Here is a 16,879-nt window from a genome sequence, read left to right as displayed (position 1 = left end):
TCCATGCAGGAGACGCAGGAGACCGCCGAATCGTTCACTCCCTGCGGCCGCCCGGCCACCTCCGGTACTCCTGGGCGGCAGGAGGGATGTGTCCTTGATCTTCAACCGGCTTCGCACCCGCAGAACGGCCACCGCCCCGAGCGGCGGCTGCCCCTACGCCCACGCCCACACCCACGGCGGTGCGCCGGGCGCGTTCCCGCCACCGCCCGCCCCGGCGTCCGCGGCGCACCGACCGGTACCGCCGACGCCCGCACCGTCCACCGGCCCTGCCGGACCGAGCGGCGGCCCCGTCGACGACCGCTCCAGCGCTCCGTCCGCCGACCGGACCACCGAGCGGTCCCCGGATCCGCTCGCCGACCCGACCACCGAACCGACCACCGACCGGACCACCGCTCCCTTCACCGACCCGGACCAGGCCGCCGAGTTCGTCCGCCAGTTCCACCGGGAGCAGCCCGCCGCGGGGGACCCGGAGCCGCGGCTGCGCGCCGTCCTGGACGAGATCGACCGCACCGGCACCTACCGCCACACCTCCGCCGAACTCGGCTACGGCGCCAAGCTGGCGTGGCGCAACGCCGCCCGGTGCATCGGCCGGCTCTACTGGCGCAGCCTGGTGGTCCGCGACCTTCGACACCTCTCCTCGGCGGACGACATCGCCGCCGAGTGCTTCGAGCACCTGCGCGCGGCCGGGAACGGCGGCCGGATCCGCCCGATGGTCTCGGTGTTCGCACCCGACCGGCCGGGCCGCCCGGCCGCCCGGATCCTCAACCAGCAGCTGGTCCGCTACGCCGGGCACCGGGTCGACGGCGCCGTGGTCGGCGATCCGGCCGGCACCGTGCTCGCCGCCCGGGCCCGCGACCTCGGCTGGAAGTGCGCCGAGGACCGCTTCGAGGTGCTGCCGCTGATCATCCAGGAACGCCCGGACGAGCGGCCCGTCTGGTACGAGCTGCCGGACGGCACCGCGCTGGAGGTGCCGCTCAGCCACCCGGAGCACCGCTGGTTCGCCGACCTCGGGCTGCGCTGGTACGCGGTGCCGGCGATCAGCGACATGACGTTGGAGATCGGCGGCGTGCGCTACCCCTGCGCACCGTTCAACGGCTGGTACATGGGCACCGAGATCGGCGCCCGCAACCTGGCCGACGCCGACCGCTACGACATGCTCGGCGCCGTCGCCGAGCGGCTGGGCCTGGACACCTCCAGCGACCGCACGCTCTGGCGCGACCGTGCGCTGGTCGAGCTCAACATCGCGGTGCTGCACTCCTTCCAGGAGGCGGGGGTGACGATCGCCGACCACCACACCGAGTCGGAGCGCTTCCTCAAGCACGTCGCCCAGGAGAAGCGGCTCGGCCGTCCCACGCCCGCCGACTGGAGCTGGATCGTGCCCCCGGTCTCCGGCGGGCTCACGCCGGTCTACCACCGGTACTACGACCCGGTGGACCCGGCGCAGCGGCCGGCCTTCGTCACCCGCGAGCCCTGGTAGGCCCGCTCCTCGACGCGCACCGGGGCGCCGGGCACGCCGGGCACCCGAACAGCGGGACACCGGGGGCGCCGGGGCACCCGGACAGCGGGACACCGGGGGCGCGGGGGCACCGCGGCGCCGGCTACGAGGGCGCGGCCAGGCGCTCGAAGCGCACCGCGAGGCCGTCCAGCAGCGCCTCCAGGCCGGTCTCGAAGGCGCCCTCGTCCACCGTCCCGCGGTGCCCGGCGAGCCGGTGCGCCTCACCCAGGTGCGGGTAGTCGGCCGCGTCGTAGACCTCGGCGTCCGCCGGGAAGCCGGCCGCGAAGGAGGCGAGCGCGGAGCCGGTCACGAAGTAGCGCATCAGCGCGCCGATCCGGGTGGCCTGGCCGCGCGGCCACCCGGACTCGACCAGGTGCCCGAAGACGGCGTCGGCCAGCCGCAGTGCGTTGGGCCGACGCCCCGGGCCCTGGGCGAGCACCGGGACGATGTTGGGGTGGGCGGCCAGCGCGGCGCGGTAGGAGCGGGCCCAGTCGCGCAGCGCCTGCGGCCAGGGGGTCGACGGCCGGATCGGGGCGTCGGACGGGCCGGCGGCCGGCGCGGAGCCGTGGAACATCGACAGGTCGACCTCGCCGATGACGCTGTCCACCACCGCGTCCAGCAGCTCGTCCTTGGTGGCGAAGTGGTTGTAGAGCGAGGGCCCGCTGACCGACAGCTCGGTGGCCAGCCGGCGGGTGGAGAGGGCGTCCAACCCCTCCTCGTCGATCAACCGCAGCGCGGCGGCGACGATGCGCTCGCGGCTGAGCAGCGGGGTGCGCGGACGGGCCATCGCGGCGGTTTCCTCCGGTTCCTCGGGCCGGCTCCTCCGGCCGGGTGGGTGGGGACCGATTCTGGCAGGTGCCCCTTCCCAGCGCGGCCCGCCCGGGGCTACAGTCCCCCCGTAAAAACTTGCAGCGCTAGTTTATCGGCCCGCAGCCGTCGGCGGGCCTGAGTCGGGAGCCGCCGTGAACCTGGAGTTGTCCGAGGAGCAGAGCGCCGTCCGGGACCTCGCCGCCGCCTTCACCGACCGCGAGATCGTGCCGTACGCCGCCGAGTGGGACCGCGCCGAGTCGGTGGACCGGGCCGTCATCGGCAAGCTCGCCGAGGTCGGCTTCCTCGGCCTGACCATCCCCGAGGAGTACGGCGGCAGCGGCGGCGACCACCTCGCCTACTGCCTGGTGCTGGAGGAACTCGGGCGCGGCGACTCGGCCGTCCGCGGGATCGTCTCGGTCTCGCTGGGCCTGGTCGGCAAGTCGATCAACAGCTACGGCACCGAGGAGCAGAAGCGGTACTGGCTGCCCCGGCTCACCTCGGGCGAGGCGCTCGGCTGCTTCGCGCTCACCGAACCCGCTACCGGCTCGGACGCGGCCAACCTCACCACCCGGGCCGTCCGGGACGGCGACGACTGGCTGATCAGCGGCGCCAAGATGTTCATCACCAACGGCACCTGGGCCGACGTCGCGCTGGTCTTCGCCCGCACCGGCGGCAGCGAGCCCGACCAGCAGGGCCACCGGGGCATCACCGCCTTCCTCGTCCCCACCGGGCTGCCCGGCTTCGGCCGCACCACCATCCACGGCAAGCTCGGCCTGCGCGGCCAGGCCACCGCCGAACTCGCCCTGGACGGCGTCCGGGTGCCCGACAGCGCCCGGCTCGGCGAGGTCGGCAAGGGCTTCACGGTGGCGATGGCGGCGCTGGCCAAGGGCCGGATGTCGGTCGCGGCCGGCTGCGTCGGCATCGCCCGGGCCTGCCTGGAGGCCGCCGTCCGGTACGCGGGCGAGCGCGAGCAGTTCGGCCGCCCGATCGCCTCGCACCAGCTCGTCCAGGAACTGCTGGCCGGCATCGCGGTGGACGTCGAGGCCGCCCGGCTGCTCACCTGGAAGGTCGCCGACCACATCGACCGCGGGCTGCCGTTCGCCACCGAGTCCTCGATCGCCAAGCTCCACGCGAGCGAGGCCGCCGTCCGGGCCGCGAACAACGCGCTCCAGGTGTTCGGCGGTTACGGCTTCATCGACGAGTACCCGGTCGGCAAGTACCTGCGCGACGCGCGGGTGATGACCCTCTACGAGGGCACCAGCCAGATCCACCAGCTGCTCATCGGGCGTGCCCTGACCGGCGTCAACGCCTTCTGACCGGCTCCCCTCCCGGATCTGCCGGCCCGCCCGGCCGCCGGAGTCCCCCGGACCACCGGCAGCCGACCGCCGACCACCGGCAACCGACCGCCGACCACCGGCAACCGACCCCCGCAGCCGACCCGGCTGCCGAAGCCCACCGATCACCAGCTCACCCGATCACCTGATGAGGAGCACGACGTGCGTCCTGTCTACTTCGCCGCCGCCCGCCGCACACCCATCGGCCGGCTGCGCGGAGCGCTCGCCACGGTCCGCCCGGACGACCTCTCGGCCACCGTGCTGCGTGCCCTGCTCTCCGACCTCCCCGCCCTCGACCCGGCCCGGATCGACGACGTCTACTGGGGCGCCGCCAACCAGGCCGGCGAGGACAACCGCAACGCCGCCCGGATGGCCGTCCTGCTGGCCGGCCTGCCGGAGACCGTCCCCGGCGCCACCGTCAACCGGCTCTGCGCCTCCGGACTGGAGGCCGTCACCCTCGCCGCCCGGGCCATCGGCTCCGGCGAGGCCGACGTGGTGCTGGCCGGCGGCTGCGAGTCGATGACCCGCGCGCCCTTCGTCCTGCCCCGCCCCGACGAGGCGCTGCCGCACCGGATCGAGACCTACGACACCCGGCTCGGCTGGCGGCTCACCAACCCGCGGATGGCGGAGCTGCACGGCGTGCTCAGCATGGGCGAGACCGCCGAGGAGGTCGCGCGCCGGTACGGCATCGACCGGGAGCGCCAGGACGCCTTCGCCCTGCGCAGCCACCAGCGGGCCGCCGCCGCCCGCAAGGACGGGCACTTCGACGCCGAGCTGGTCCCGGTCGAGCGCCCGGACGGCGTGACCGTCGGCCAGGACGAGGGGATCCGCGAGGACACCAGCCTGGAGAAGCTCGCCCGGCTGAAGCCGGCCTTCCGCCCGGACGGCACCGTCACCGCCGGCAACGCCTCGCCGATGAACGACGGCGCGGCCGGGCTGGTCCTGGTCAGCGAGGAGGCGCTGCGCGACCTCGGGCTGCAGCCGCTCGGCCGCTACGTGGCCGGGGCCTCGGCCGGGGTGCACCCGGACGTCATGGGCATCGGCCCGGTGCCGGCCACCCGCAAGGTGCTCGACCGGGCCGGCTGGACCCTCGCCGACCTTGACACCGCCGAGCTCAACGAGGCCTTCGCCGCCCAGGCGCTGGCCTCCGCCGACGGCATCGGCTTCGGCCCGGAGCAGGCCGACGAGCTGGTCAACCCCAGCGGCGGCGCGATCGCCCTCGGCCATCCGCTGGGCGGCTCGGGCGCCCGCATCCTCACCACCCTGCTGCACCGGATGCACCGCACCGGCGCCCGGCGCGGCCTGGCCACGATGTGCGTGGGCGTGGGGCAGGGTACGGCCGTGCTGGTCGAGAACGTCTGACGGGGCCTCCGGTGAGGGAGATCGGCGGCGGCGTCCGACGACGGCGTTCGGCGGGGCAGCCCGGCGCGACGGCGTCCGACGGCGTCCGACGGCGTCCGGCGAGGCGGTTCGGGGAGGGAGTCCAGTGAGGGAGTTTCCAGTGATCGGAGGAACTGACATGGCCCGTTTCACGGGGAAGGTCGCCGTGGTGACCGGTGCGGCGCAGGGCATCGGAGCGGCCACCGCCCGGCGGCTGGCGGAGGAGGGCGCGGCGGTCGCCGTGGTCGACCTGACCGCCGAGCGGGCGGCCGGCACGGTCGCCGAGATCACCGCCAAGGGCGGCACGGCCCGGGCGTACGGCTGCGACGTGGCCGACTACGACTCCGTCGAGGCGGTGTTCGCGCGGATCGCGGAGGAACTCGGCGGCCTGCACATCCTGGTGAACAACGCCGGGATCACCCGGGACAACCTGTTCTTCAAGATGCCCAAGGCCGACTGGGACGCGGTGCTGACGGTGAACCTGACCAGCGCGTACAACTGCAGCCACGTGGCGCAGAAGTACATGGTGGCGCAGAAGTACGGGAAGATCGTCTCGCTCAGCTCCCGCTCCGCGCTCGGCAACCGGGGCCAGGCCAACTACGCGGCCGCCAAGGCGGGCATCCAGGGGCTCACGGCGACCCTGGCGATCGAGCTCGGACCGTTCAACGTCAACGTCAACGCCGTCGCCCCCGGCTACATCGCGACCGCGATGACCGCGGCCACCGCGGAGCGGGTCGGTGCCACCGCCGAGGACCACCAGGCCGAGGTGGCCGCCCGCACGCCGCTGCGCCGGGTCGGGCAGCCGGAGGAGATCGCCTCGGTGGTGGCCTTCCTGGCCAGCGAGGACGCCTCGTACGTGAGCGGGCAGACGCTGTACGTCAACGGCGGGGCCCGATGAGCTGACGGGGGCTTACCCCGGGCCGGTCAACTGGGTAAACTTGGCCAACTCGGTGAAAACTGTGAACTCGGTGAGCCGTGTCTGACGGGTGATCAGTCCGCCGTCCCAGGTGAGGGGTTACCTTCCCCTGGGACGGCCTTTACCTTTTCGCGTGGCCGAGCATGACCATGCAGTTGGTCGGACTACCCCACCAAATGACTATGGCATGATCATGCGGCAGTCGATGGGATGGCCGGACCGACCCGACCTGACCAAGGCCGGGCCCTGCGTCCCCCTCAAGGAGTCCCATGGGCAGCCCCGCTACCCTCCGCCGCGCCCTGGCTCTGCTCGCCGTGGGGGCAACCGCCCTCACCGCCGGCACCATTGCCGTACCGGCCGTCGGCGCCGCGACCGCCGCCCCCGCGCACGACCTCCCGGGCGTCCACGTCCGCCCGGCCTCGTTCGGCCACCACAACGCCCAGGCGCGCGTCGCGCCGCTGAGCACCACCCAGTGCGTCAGCCAGATCGGCATCCACTGCTACTCGCCGCTGCAGTACCGCAACGCCTACAACCTGAACCCGCTGTACCAGCAGGGCGTCACCGGGAAGGGTCGCACGATCGTCATCGTCGACTCCTTCGGCTCGCCGACCATCCAGCACGACCTGGAGGTCTTCGACAAGCAGTGGGGCATCCCGGACACCCAGGTCGAGGTGAAGAAGTGGGGCAACGTCCCCGTCTTCGACCCGAAGAACCCCGACCACACCGGCTGGGCCGGCGAGACCACCCTGGACGTCGAGTACGCCCACGCGATCGCCCCCGACGCGCACATCATCCTGGTCGAGACCGGCGTCGCCGAGACCGAGGGCACCACCGGTCTGCCCGAGATGATGGACGCCGAGAAGGCCCTCATCAAGGAAGGCCGCGGCGACGTCATCTCGCAGAGCTTCGGCGCGACCGAGAACACCTTCCCGGGCTACGACAAGGGCGACTTCAAGTCGCTGACCGACCTGCGCTACGCCTTCAAGGCCGCCGCCGACCGCAACGTCACCGTGCTCGCCGCCTCCGGCGACAACGGCGCGACCGACGCGCAGGAGAACGGCAGCGACCTGTACCCGTTCAAGGTCAACTCCTGGCCGTCCTCGGACCCGCTGGTCACCTCCGTCGGCGGCACCCAGCTCACCCTGGACGACAACGGCAACCGCACCGCCGCCGACAAGGTGTGGCACGACAAGTCGGGCGCCGGCGGCGGTGGCGTCTCCGGCATCTTCGACCGCCCGTGGTACCAGGCCGGCGTCGCGAACGTCACCGGCAACCACCGCGGCACGCCGGACATCAGCATGAGCGCGGCCGTCGACGGCGCCGCCTGGACCTACGAGTCCTACGACCCGACCGCGGTCGGCTGGCACCTCACCGGCGGCACCAGCGAGGCCACCCCGCTGTTCTCGGGCGTCGTCGCCCTGGCCGACCAGCTCGCCGGCCACCGCCTCGGCCAGCTCAACTGGCGCATGTACGGCCTGAACCTGCTGCCGAGCAAGTGGAGCGGCATCGTCGACGTCAAGGACGGCGACAACGGCTGGAACGGCGTCACCGGCTACAACGCCACCGCGGGCTACGACCTCGCGAGCGGCCTCGGCACCATCGACGGCACCAAGTTCGTCCACGCGCTCGCCGGCGACGTCCAGGGCGACGACGCGCAGGGCGACCAGCGGTAAGCGGTCGTCGCTCCTCGGCGCCTCAAGGACGGCGCCCGGAGCGCCGACGGCCGGCGGCGGACGGCTGACGGGCGACCACGAACAGCGGGCGGATGACGGATCCGGGATCCGTCATCCGCCCGCTGTTCTCCGTCGTGCGTCAGGCCTGCCCGGCGGCCCCCGACGCGGCGGACAGCTGGGCGAGGTAGCGCTCGGCGGCGCGCAGCTTGCGGCCGTCCGGGCCCGGGAGGTAGGCCCGCATCTCGATGATCTCCGGAGCGATGCGGATGGCCTCCGCGTGGTCGGTGATCGAGCGCCAGCAGGCTTCGGCGTTGGTGGCCGCCTGCTGGGTCTCCGGGTGGGCGCCGCCCTGCGAGCGCAGCAGCGACAGGGCCACCTCGCGGTAGATGTCGGCCGCCTCGGACAGCCGGCCCGCGAGCCGGCACACGTGCGCCCGGACCTGACGCACCTGGAGCACGGGCTCGGAGACGGCCCCGTGCTCGGCGATCGCCTCCAGCTCGAGCGCGAAGGCGAGGTCCGTCGCCGCGGCGTGGTCCCCGGCGTCGGCACTGCGGACGATCCGTCCGATCACCTCGCGGTAGTCCGCGCGGGGCGCACTGGGAGCCGGGGCCCCGGGGGCGTCCGCAGGGGATACGACGGGGGTGCCGACCGGGGTGCCGGCAGGCGTCGGCGGCTGGTCGGCGGGCGCCTCGTCGGCCGGGGTGCGGTCCTTCGGCCCTTCGTCCGTCGGCGCGGCTTCGACCGGCCCGGCCTCGGCAGGTGCGGTCCCGACCGGCGCGGAATCGGCCGGCGCGGAATCGGCCGGGACGGCGTCCCGGGGCCCCTCCACCAGGTCGGCCGCCTCCGCAGGCCGAGGCCCGTCCGCGGCCTCGACGACTCCGGCGTCCTCGGCAGCACCGACGCCCTCGGCAGCCTCGGCGGCCTCGGGGGCGTCGGCGGCCTCGGCGAGCTCATCGGCGTCCTGCCCGGCCTCCGGCAGCGGCTCCGACTGCGCCTTGCGCAGCGTCACCCCGGCGGGGCGCGCGGTTCCCGCGACGTCGGCATCGGCCTCGGCCTCGGTGTCGGCCGGGGCCGCCTTGTGCAGGCTCACGTTCGCCGCCTCGTCGGCCGGTTCGCCCGTCTTCGCCAGGCTGACCGGCCGGGCCGGTCGGGGCGGGGTGGGCGGCACACCCGGCTTGATCAGGCTCACCGGGCCCCCCGCCGGGGTCGCGGGCGCCGGCCGCTCGGCCTCGACGTCCTGCGGCCCGGTCCGGCCCGGCAGCGGCGGCGCGGAGGGCACCGCGGACAGCGGCTGCCCCGCCGCGACCTGGTCCGGCCCGGGAGCGGCGTCCGGGACCGCGGTCGAGTCCGCCACCGGCAGCACATCGGCCACCGGCAGCGCGTCGGCCACGGGCACCTCGCCGCGGCGGGCGGTGTTGCGGAAGACCGGGCGGCCCGGGACGTGCGTGGCCAGGATGACCACGTCCGGCCGCAGCACCGAGTACACCTGCTGCCGCAGTTGCTCGGGCGCCAGCACGTCGCCCGCGCCCGGGCGCCCGCCGTGCAGGGCCTCGATCAGGGCGCGGGTGAAGGTGCCGATCTGCTCCGGGTCCGGGCTGACCACAGCCCACAGCGGGATGCCCTCGCTCAGCGGCGAGACGGTGCCCTGGAGGTACGGCCAGGCGTTCTGGTCGGCGCTCAGGTCGGCGATGACCAGGGTCTGCCACTCGGCCGGACGGTGGCTCAGTTCGGCGGCCAGGGCCTGCCAGGGCAGCCCGTCCTGCTTCGAGTCGCGCAGGGTCAGCTGGAGTTGGCCGCCGCGCTTGTCGGCGACCACGTGCCCGCCGAGGTGCACCAGCAGCGGCCCGGGGTGCCGGGAGGCGGCGCGCAGGTGGGCGAGGACGGTGTGCGGGTCGCTGGCGCCGGGCAGGTGGACGGCGTCCACCGCGTCCGCGGCGAGCAGCACCTGCGGCGAGACGGCGGCCAGCATCGCCGACAGCACCGGCGCCTGGGTCGGACCGCCCCGGCCCCAGGTGCGGCGGCCGGCGTTGCCGTACCCGCCCTCGATCACCAGGATCCGCCCGCGCGGCGCCGCGCCCAGGCCGCCCGCAGCGGCGGCCGCACCGCCCGGGGCCGTGAACGGCGGCAGCCCGGCGGAGGACGACCCGGCGGCGGGCGTGGCGGAGGACGACCCGGCGGCGGGCCCGGCGGTGCCCGACGGGCCTGCGGCGGGAAGGCCGGTGAGGGTCCATCCGGTCGGCGCCACCGGCGGAGCGGGCGGCACCGGAGCCGGCGCGACCGGCGGCGCCGGGGGTGCCGGCGGGGCGGGCGGCGGCTCGTACAGGGCGGCGGGCCCGGGCGGGTGCTCCTCGGCGGGCAGGCGCGCGGGCGGCGGTACGGCGTCCCAGGGGCCCGAGTCCGCAGTCGGCTCGGGACCTCCGGAAACAGCTGTCGTCTCCGCCATCTTCTGGTCACCGCCCCGCCCCGCCGCTCTCGCGGCGTCTGATGCCCTTGCCTGCGTGGCTCCTGCCACCACGTCCGTGCGCGCCACCCTACGAGATCCGGGCACACCCGATCCAGGCCGGGTACCGATCGGTGCGCCACCCGGCCTGCGGTGCCCGTTATCGTGCCGCCATGACCGGCTCCAGGACGCCCCTGCTCTTCCTCGACGTCGACGGACCGCTGATCCCCTTCGGCGCCCCGCCGCCGGGCGGCTACCCCGTCCACCCGGGCCCGGATGCGGCCGGCAACCCGTTGGTGGACCGGGTCGACCCGGCGCTCGGCCCCCGGTTGCTGGCGCTGCCCTGCGAACTGGTCTGGGCCACCACCTGGTTCGACGAGGCCAACGAGTGCCTCTCGCCCCGGCTGGGACTGCCGCAACTGCCCGTCGTGCACTGGCCGGTGGCCGACGACGGGCCGGAGGGGCAGGACGGGCCGGACCGGCTGGGCGGGCCCGACCGGCTGGGCGGGCAGGGCGGCGGGCCCGGCGGGCTGCACTGGAAGACCCGGGCGCTGGTCGCCCGGGCGGCCGGGCGGCCCTTCGCCTGGGTGGACGACGAGATCGCCCCGGCCGACCGCCGCTGGGTCGAGGCCCACTCCGCCGCCCCCGCCCTGCTGCACCGCGTCGACCCCGGAGTCGGCCTCACCGGCGCCGACTTCGCCCTCCTCGACGCCTGGCTGCGCACCGCCTGCCCGGCCGCGCCCCGGGCGGGTGACCGGACGGGGTGACCGGGCCGTCGGCGGATCGGCGCTACGTGCCGGCCAGCAGGTCGCGCAGCAGCGCGACCGTGTCGGCGTCCAGGTCGCGGCCGGTGCGGCGGCTCAGGGCGTCCAAGCGGTTGACGGCGCGCAGGAGTTGGTCCCGGGCGCCGGCCGAGGCGTAGGCGTAGAAGAGGTCCCGGTGCAGCAGCTCGACGTCCGGGGCGACGGCGAGGCCGCGGAAGACGGCGGCCTCGGCGCTGCGGTGGTCCCCGTACTGGAGGCGGCGGGCGGCGAGTTCGTGGGCGGTGTCGACGATCGCGGCGATCATGTCCTGGCGCTCGGCCTCGGCCCAGCCGTACGAGGCGGGCGGGGCCTCGGCGAACGGGGCGCCGCGGACCAGCGCGAGGGCGTGCGCCAGGGCGGCGTCGGCGGTGGCGCTGGTGCTGCGCATGCCGCGCCGGTAGAGGCTGCGGAACTCGTCCCAGTCGCAGGTGACGGCCGGGGCGAAGGCGTAGCCGTCGGTGGTGTCGGTGGCCAGGTAGGCGCGGCCGTCGTCGGAGGCGCCGAACCAGGCCGCCAGGTCGGCGAGTTTGGCCGGGAGCGGGCTCTTGGCGTCGGCCGCCGTGGGGTGCGGGTCCAGGTGGGCGGCGCCGGGGTGCAGGTCGTGGTCCAGGGCGTGGTGGTCGGCGCCGGGCCGCAGCGCGAGGTAGACGGCGAGTTCGGTGAGCCGGGACAGCGCACCGGGTTCGACGGTGCCGAGGGTGCCGGCCACGTCGACCGGGCCGAGCAGCCGGATCCGCGGGGCGTTGCGCGGGGTGTGCGCCTCCGGGGAGCGGAGGATGGCGAGCAGGTCGTCGCTGTCGCTACGACCGGGGGTGGTCCGGGCGACCGGGGCGACGGCGGCCGGTCCGGGCTCCACCTCCGGCGCCGACCGCTCCTCCGTTGCCGCCGGGCGGCCGGCGGCGGGGCCGGGCTCCGGTCGGGCCGGGACGCGCGGGTCGGCACCGGTGGGCGCGGGAGCGCTCTGGTGGGTGGGCGCGGGTTCGGCGGGTGCCGGGACGGGTTCGGCCGTCGCCGGGGCGGACGGGCCGGTCGACGGCGCGAGCAGGGGTTGAACGGGCTGGACGGGCTGGACGGGTTGAACGGCCTGGACGGCCGCCGGAGCCTGGTCCGGCGTCGCCTCCCCGGCCTCGGAGCCCTCGGACGTCTCGGACGTCCCGGAGGGCTCGGACGTCCCGGAGCGCTCGGAGGTCCCGGAGGGCTCGGAGGCGTCGGAGGCACCCACCGGAGCCTCCGAGGATCCGGCCGGCCCGCCCGGCAGTCGCAGGTCACGGGTGGCCTCGTCGCCGGGCCCGCCGTTCTCCTGGGCGGTCTGCTGCGCTCCGGTGGCGTGCTCCGTCCCGACGGCCTGCCGCCCCAGACCGTTGGCGGCGAACCGCGCCGGACCGGCCGGGGTGGGAGCGGGCGGGGGCGCCGGGGCCGGGGCGGGGGCGGGCGTCACCGGGTCGGTGCCCGCGAAGGGGCTCGCGCCGGTGCCGATGACGCGGGCCAGCAGCCGGGGCCCGGCGGCCGCACCCGGCGCCTCCCCACTCGCCCCGCCGGCCCCTCCGGCCCCTCCGCCCTCGGCCGCCTCCACGGCCGGCCCGCCGACGACCGCCAGCACCGGTACGACGGGCGGCAGCTCGGCGGTGTCCGCGTCCTCGTCCGGGTCCGGTCCGAGCCCGGGTCCGTCCAGGGTCCAGGCGGGCGCCGGGTACTGGGTGGTGTCGTCCGCGGCCCGGAGCAGTTCGGCGATCCGGTCGTACTGCTGCCCGTCGAGCCGCTGGAGTTCGACGGTCAGGTGCAGGCCCGGGACGGCGGCCTGGCCGGTGGTCGGCAGGGTCCAGCGGGCGACCGGGCCGGTGCCCCGCTCGGGGGCGCGGGTGATGACGGCCACGCAGGTGCGCGGGCGGGCGTCCAGGAGTCGGCCCAGCTCGGCGGGGGTGTCGCCGTCGGGCTGCTGGGCGCAGAGCACGATCTCGGGCACCCAGGACTCGTCGGCCTGCCCCCGGCTGCGCGCCTCGCGCGGGCTGGAGGCCTCGGCGGCGATCAGGGTGGCGCGGGCCTTGGCGGTGCGCGGGCCGAGGGCGGCCAGGGCGGCTTCCAGGGTGGGGTGGCGGTGGACGCGCTCGGCGGCCGGGCCGCTGATCGGCACCTCCTCGGCGAGGTCCACCAGGTGCAGGTGGAGCCGGTCGGCCAGCGGGCTGTGGGCGAGTTCGAGGGCGAGGGTCCGCAGGACGTCGCGGGCGTCGTCGGGATGTCCGGAGAGGTGGAGCAGCCGGACGGCCTCCAGGTCGGCGAGGACCACCGAGCCGTCGGGCGAGGTGCCGAGGGTGACCAGCGCCGGGTAGGGCGCGGCGGTCTTCCGGGCCTGGGAGGCGCTGAGCAGGTCGCCGGACTCCTCGCTGCACCACCAGACGTTGGCGGCGTGCGCGGCGCGGAACGGCGCGATCGGCGTGGCCGGTCCGGACAGGTGCAGTTCGATGATGTGGCCGGGGGTGATCCGGGCCGCGACGATGGCCGGCAGGCGCTTGCCGCCGCGCACCGTGTTGCGGGCCAGGGTGCGCAGGGCGCGGTCGAGCAGTTCCAGGCCGGGCTGGTCCTGCCGGGCCATCAGCTCGTTCTCGAAGGCGGCGGCCTCGGCGTCGGGCATCGCGATCCGGTGTCGGGGGCGGCGGGCGCGCTGCTGGGTGCCGCGCTTGTGGGCGACGGTGCCGACCATGATGGCGGCGAGCAGGACGCCGACGGTGGAGGCGGCCAGGGCGACGGTGTAGTCGCTGCCGGGTGCCGGATCGGCGTGCGCGGCGGGGGCGGGTGCCGGCGTGTGGGCGGGTGCCGGCGTCGGTGCGGGGGCGGACTGCGGCGCGGCCGGTGCCGGTGTGCCGGCGGCCGGGGCGGTCGGGGTGGGCGCGGGGGCCGGCGGCTGGGTGGCCGGGGCCTGGGCAGGAGCGGGCGGCTGCCCCTGGGTGGGCTCGGGGGCCGGGGCGGGCGGCTGGGTGGCCGGCGCGGGGGCCTGGGCGGCCGTCCCCGGCACGGTGAGCACCATGCCCGGTTCCAGTACGTCCGGGTCGGTCAGTCGCTCGCCGTCCGGCGCCTGCACTCCCTTGTTGGCCTCGAAGAGCTTCGGCCAGGCCTCGCCGTCCCCCAACTCCCGCTGGGCGATGGCCGACAGGCTGTCCCCGGTCCGGACGGTCACGGTCCGCTGCCCGCCCGCGGCCGGCTCCGTCCCGGACTGCGGCGCCTGCCCGGGGGCCGGGGCCCCGTCCTGACCGGCCGCGGGGGCGGGGGCCGGAGCGGGCGCCTTCGCCTCGTCCGGTTTGGCGTCGCCGGGCATCAGCAGTTCCCAGCCGGGCTGGATCGGCCGGTCCGCGTCGAAGCGGGTGCCCGAATCGTCCATCACCCGGCCGTCGTTGAGCTTGGCGATCTCCACCCAGCGCTCCCCGGAGCCCAGTTGGCGCTCCGCGATGGACCACAGGCTGTCGGCGGGCCGGCTGTCCCGGACGGTGTACGCGGGGTGCTGTTCGGCGGCCGGGCTCAGCGCGGGCGCGGACTGCGCGGCGGGGAGCGCGGCGCGCTGCACGCCCGGGGTCAACTGGGCCTGGGCGACCGGCTGGTGGGCCGGCTCGGACACCGCGGCGAAGGCCGAGCCGGCCACCGGCAGCAGCGCGAGCACCGAGCCGACCAGCCCGGCGGCCAGCCGCTGGCTCCACCCGAACGCCGGGATCCGGCGGGCGATCCGGCCGCGCAGCTGGGCGGGGACCTCGATCAGGACGGACAGCGCGAAGCACGCCCAGGCCAGCCAGCCGACCACCACCAGCAGCCAGAGGAACAGCCGCCCGTCGTCCGGGCTGGTGAGCGCCTCGCCCACACCGCCCGGGGCGACGTCGCCCATCGAGGCGACGGCGTGGGTGCCGTAGAGCAGCAGCGCGGGGACGCCGAGCAGCAGGGCGAGCAGGGTGACCAGTGCGGCGAGCGCCGCGACCAGCGCGCCGCCCCGGCCGCGTCCGGCCCGGTGCGCGCTGCGGCCGCGGCCGGTGGCCCTGCGGTCCCGGGCGGTTCGATCCCCTGCGGTTCGATCACGGTCGTTGCCGGCCCCGCCGGTCCGGCCGCTGCGGGCCGGTGCGGTTCGGGCCTGGTCCTTGGCACGTGGCGCGGCCATCAGTCGGTCTCCGCTTTCTCGACTCCGTGGACGAGGGTCGCACTGCCCTTGCCCGTTACCTTCCGCTGCCCGAGGGCGCCCAGCAGGACCGGCCGGTAGTCGGCCCGCACGGTGACGGTGACGACCTTGCCGTCGCCGGAGAACTCGACGTCCCCGGCCTGCAGCCCGTACAGCCGCAGGTAGGCGTCGGCGGCCTGCTTGACGTACGCCTGCTGGACCTTGAAGCCCTTGCCCTGGAGGACGGCCGCCTGGTCGAGCTGCTGTCCGCCGACGCGGGCGGCCTCCTGGGCGTAGGCGTCGGTGCGCTCGGCGACCCGCAGTCGGCCGCCCGCGTCGATGACCAGGGCGATCACGAGCACGAGGTAGGCCGCGCAGATCGCCACGAAGAGGGCGACCGCGCCGCGGTCCGACCGGCACGGGCCCCGGTACGGCCGCCGGCGCCGCGGTCCGCTCAGCATCCGCATCCCCTCCCCCCGATCCGCACGCTGCCTCCCCACCGGCCCCCACCGGGTGCCACTCGGTGCCGTTGCGTCATCCCCCGAGCGCTCTCCGCTTGCGTTTCCCCCGCGCGGACCGTCCCCAACCCCCCGATCGCCCGGCACGGCCCGCGCGCCGCCTCGAGCCGCCGTCACGTGCCGCGGTAACGGTCCACCACCGAGGTGAACTCCCCGGCGAGGTGCTTCGTCACGGGCACGCCGGACGGCCCGCCGAGCAGGTCGGCGAGTTCGACGTCGCAGACGACGGTGACCTTCACGGTCACGACCGGCCCGTCCGGCAGGTCCAGCTCGCCCTGGTCCACCCGGACGTCGCCGTTGCGGCAGGAGACGCCCTGCTGGCGCAGCACGGCGAGGGCGGAGTCCCTGGCCGGCTGGTCCATCCCGGCGGTGCTGCGCTGGAGCGAGGCGGTCCGGGCCCCGGCCCGGGCGGCGGCTTCGACCGTGCCGGCCGCCGTCTGCACCCGGCCGGCCGCGATCGCCAGCAGCACCAGACCGACCACGCCCGGCACCACGATGGCCGCCTCGATGGCGATCCCGCCGCGGTCCCGGCGGCGCGGGCGCCACCGCGGCCACGGGCCCGGCCCCCGCGCCCGGCCGCCCCGGTGCGTGTGCCCGGGTCCGTGTCCGTGCCTGCCCGCGTGCAGCACCGGACGACCGCCGCTCACGGCGTCACCACCGGCGGGACGAAGCGCTCGCGCGGCGCCTCGGCGTACTGCCGGATGCTGGGCGCGGTGAGTCCCGGTATCAGCAGCGGGGGCGTCAGCTCGACGGTGATCCTGATCGTCTCGGGCGTGCTGCCGTCGGTGCGCACCTGGTAGGTGCGCACGCCCTGGCGGTCCAGGAAGTCCCGGGCCTGCCGCTGGGCGGCCGCGTTCTTCACCTCGTCCGTCGCGTTCCCCTGCACCCGCCCGGCGTCCACGCCCTCACGGGCGGCGGTGAGCGCGACCTGCCGGTCGTACCACCACAGCGAGGCCTGGACGACGAGCAGCACGAGCAGCAGGACGACCGGGAAGACGATGGCGAGACCGATGCTCATCGACCCCCGGTCACCGCGGCGGCGAGGCGGACGGATCACTTGGTGGCGCCGCCCGCTCCGCCGGGCATGTTCGGGTCCTGCTCGACCTTGGTGACGACCTTGTCCTTCAGCAGGTACAGCGCGGTCGCGACGGCGCCCGCGACGAACACCAACGCGATGATGGCGAGGGCGAGTTCGATGCTGATGGCGCCGCGGTCGCCGCGCGCCCGGGCGGCCCGCAGCCGGCCCAGCCGGAGCGTGAACAGCAGCAGGGCGAACTGCACGGGCAGCAGGACGGGCCGCAGCACCCGGCCGGCCAGCTGGGCGAGTCGTACGGTCATCGGGTTCTCCCGGGGGTGTGGTGTGGTGTCAGCTGCTCGG

At 75.9% G+C, this 16,879-nt stretch carries 13 protein-coding genes; 6 read left to right on the top strand and 7 right to left on the bottom strand.

The annotated features are described in order from the left end of the window. Nucleotides 1-88: 88 nt before the first annotated feature. Nucleotides 89-1,477 (top strand): nitric oxide synthase oxygenase, encoded by a 1,389-nt coding sequence (locus ABT247_RS08835; RefSeq protein ID WP_350740184.1) that lies wholly within the window; start codon nucleotides 89-91, stop codon nucleotides 1,475-1,477. Between the two features lie 121 nt (nucleotides 1,478-1,598). Here ABT247_RS08835 and ABT247_RS08830 read toward each other — a convergent pair whose 3' ends face one another. Next, complete coding sequence (locus ABT247_RS08830) at nucleotides 1,599-2,282, bottom strand: TetR/AcrR family transcriptional regulator (protein WP_350740181.1); 684 nt, start codon at nucleotides 2,280-2,282, stop codon at nucleotides 1,599-1,601. A gap of 175 nt (nucleotides 2,283-2,457) precedes the next feature. Here ABT247_RS08830 and ABT247_RS08825 point away from each other — a divergent pair, with 175 nt between their 5' ends. The 4 genes from ABT247_RS08825 (at nucleotide 2,458) to ABT247_RS08810 (ending at nucleotide 7,608) form a co-directional block, all read left to right on the top strand. Continuing rightward, entirely contained in the window at nucleotides 2,458-3,621 is a 1,164-nt protein-coding gene (locus ABT247_RS08825) for an acyl-CoA dehydrogenase family protein (protein WP_350740178.1), read from the top strand. A 180-nt stretch (nucleotides 3,622-3,801) separates the two neighbouring features. Next, nucleotides 3,802-5,001, top strand: coding sequence for a thiolase family protein (locus ABT247_RS08820; protein WP_350740175.1), 1,200 nt, complete (start codon nucleotides 3,802-3,804; stop codon nucleotides 4,999-5,001). Between the two features lie 157 nt (nucleotides 5,002-5,158). After that, a complete protein-coding gene (gene fabG / locus ABT247_RS08815) occupies nucleotides 5,159-5,917 on the top strand; it encodes a 3-oxoacyl-ACP reductase FabG (RefSeq protein ID WP_350740172.1) in 759 nt (252 codons plus the stop codon). A gap of 287 nt (nucleotides 5,918-6,204) precedes the next feature. Next, on the top strand, nucleotides 6,205-7,608 hold the full coding sequence (locus ABT247_RS08810) for a S53 family peptidase (protein WP_350740168.1): 1,404 nt from the start codon (nucleotides 6,205-6,207) through the stop codon (nucleotides 7,606-7,608). Nucleotides 7,609-7,747: 139 nt separating this feature from the next. On the opposite strand, the gene ABT247_RS08805 is transcribed toward ABT247_RS08810, so the two are convergent. Beyond that, nucleotides 7,748-9,853 (bottom strand): hypothetical protein, encoded by a 2,106-nt coding sequence (locus ABT247_RS08805; RefSeq protein ID WP_350740164.1) that lies wholly within the window; start codon nucleotides 9,851-9,853, stop codon nucleotides 7,748-7,750. Nucleotides 9,854-10,221: 368 nt separating this feature from the next. Here ABT247_RS08805 and ABT247_RS08800 point away from each other — a divergent pair, with 368 nt between their 5' ends. Further along, nucleotides 10,222-10,815: an HAD domain-containing protein gene (locus ABT247_RS08800; RefSeq protein WP_350740161.1), complete on the top strand. Its 594-nt coding sequence runs from the start codon at nucleotides 10,222-10,224 to the stop codon at nucleotides 10,813-10,815. A gap of 22 nt (nucleotides 10,816-10,837) precedes the next feature. Here the strand turns inward: ABT247_RS08800 and ABT247_RS08795 are convergent, their stop codons facing one another. From ABT247_RS08795 to ABT247_RS08775, 5 genes are all read right to left on the bottom strand, one after another. Further along, complete coding sequence (locus ABT247_RS08795; RefSeq protein WP_350740158.1) at nucleotides 10,838-14,986, bottom strand: LysM peptidoglycan-binding domain-containing protein; 4,149 nt, start codon at nucleotides 14,984-14,986, stop codon at nucleotides 10,838-10,840. Beyond that, the gene (locus tag ABT247_RS08790) at nucleotides 14,986-15,444 is read right to left on the bottom strand and encodes a hypothetical protein (RefSeq protein WP_350740155.1); all 459 of its coding nucleotides are present in this window, start codon (nucleotides 15,442-15,444) and stop codon (nucleotides 14,986-14,988) included. Before ABT247_RS08790 ends, ABT247_RS08795 begins: the two co-directional genes overlap by 1 nt. Nucleotides 15,445-15,614: 170 nt before the next feature. Beyond that, on the bottom strand, nucleotides 15,615-16,130 hold the full coding sequence (locus ABT247_RS08785; RefSeq protein WP_502892412.1) for a TadE/TadG family type IV pilus assembly protein: 516 nt from the start codon (nucleotides 16,128-16,130) through the stop codon (nucleotides 15,615-15,617). 14 nt (nucleotides 16,131-16,144) lie between these two features. After that, entirely contained in the window at nucleotides 16,145-16,519 is a 375-nt protein-coding gene (locus tag ABT247_RS08780; protein ID WP_350740149.1) for a TadE/TadG family type IV pilus assembly protein, read from the bottom strand. Nucleotides 16,520-16,554: 35 nt separating this feature from the next. Then, nucleotides 16,555-16,839, bottom strand: a complete 285-nt coding sequence (locus ABT247_RS08775; protein WP_350740146.1) for a hypothetical protein — start codon at nucleotides 16,837-16,839, stop codon at nucleotides 16,555-16,557. Nucleotides 16,840-16,879: the final 40 nt, after the last annotated feature.

Source organism: Kitasatospora sp. NPDC001539, assembly GCF_040298565.1.
In the GTDB taxonomy this organism is placed as follows: domain Bacteria; phylum Actinomycetota; class Actinomycetes; order Streptomycetales; family Streptomycetaceae; genus Kitasatospora.
Note: the sequence above shows the minus strand (reverse complement) of the source record. Positions and strands in the feature narration are given on the sequence as shown.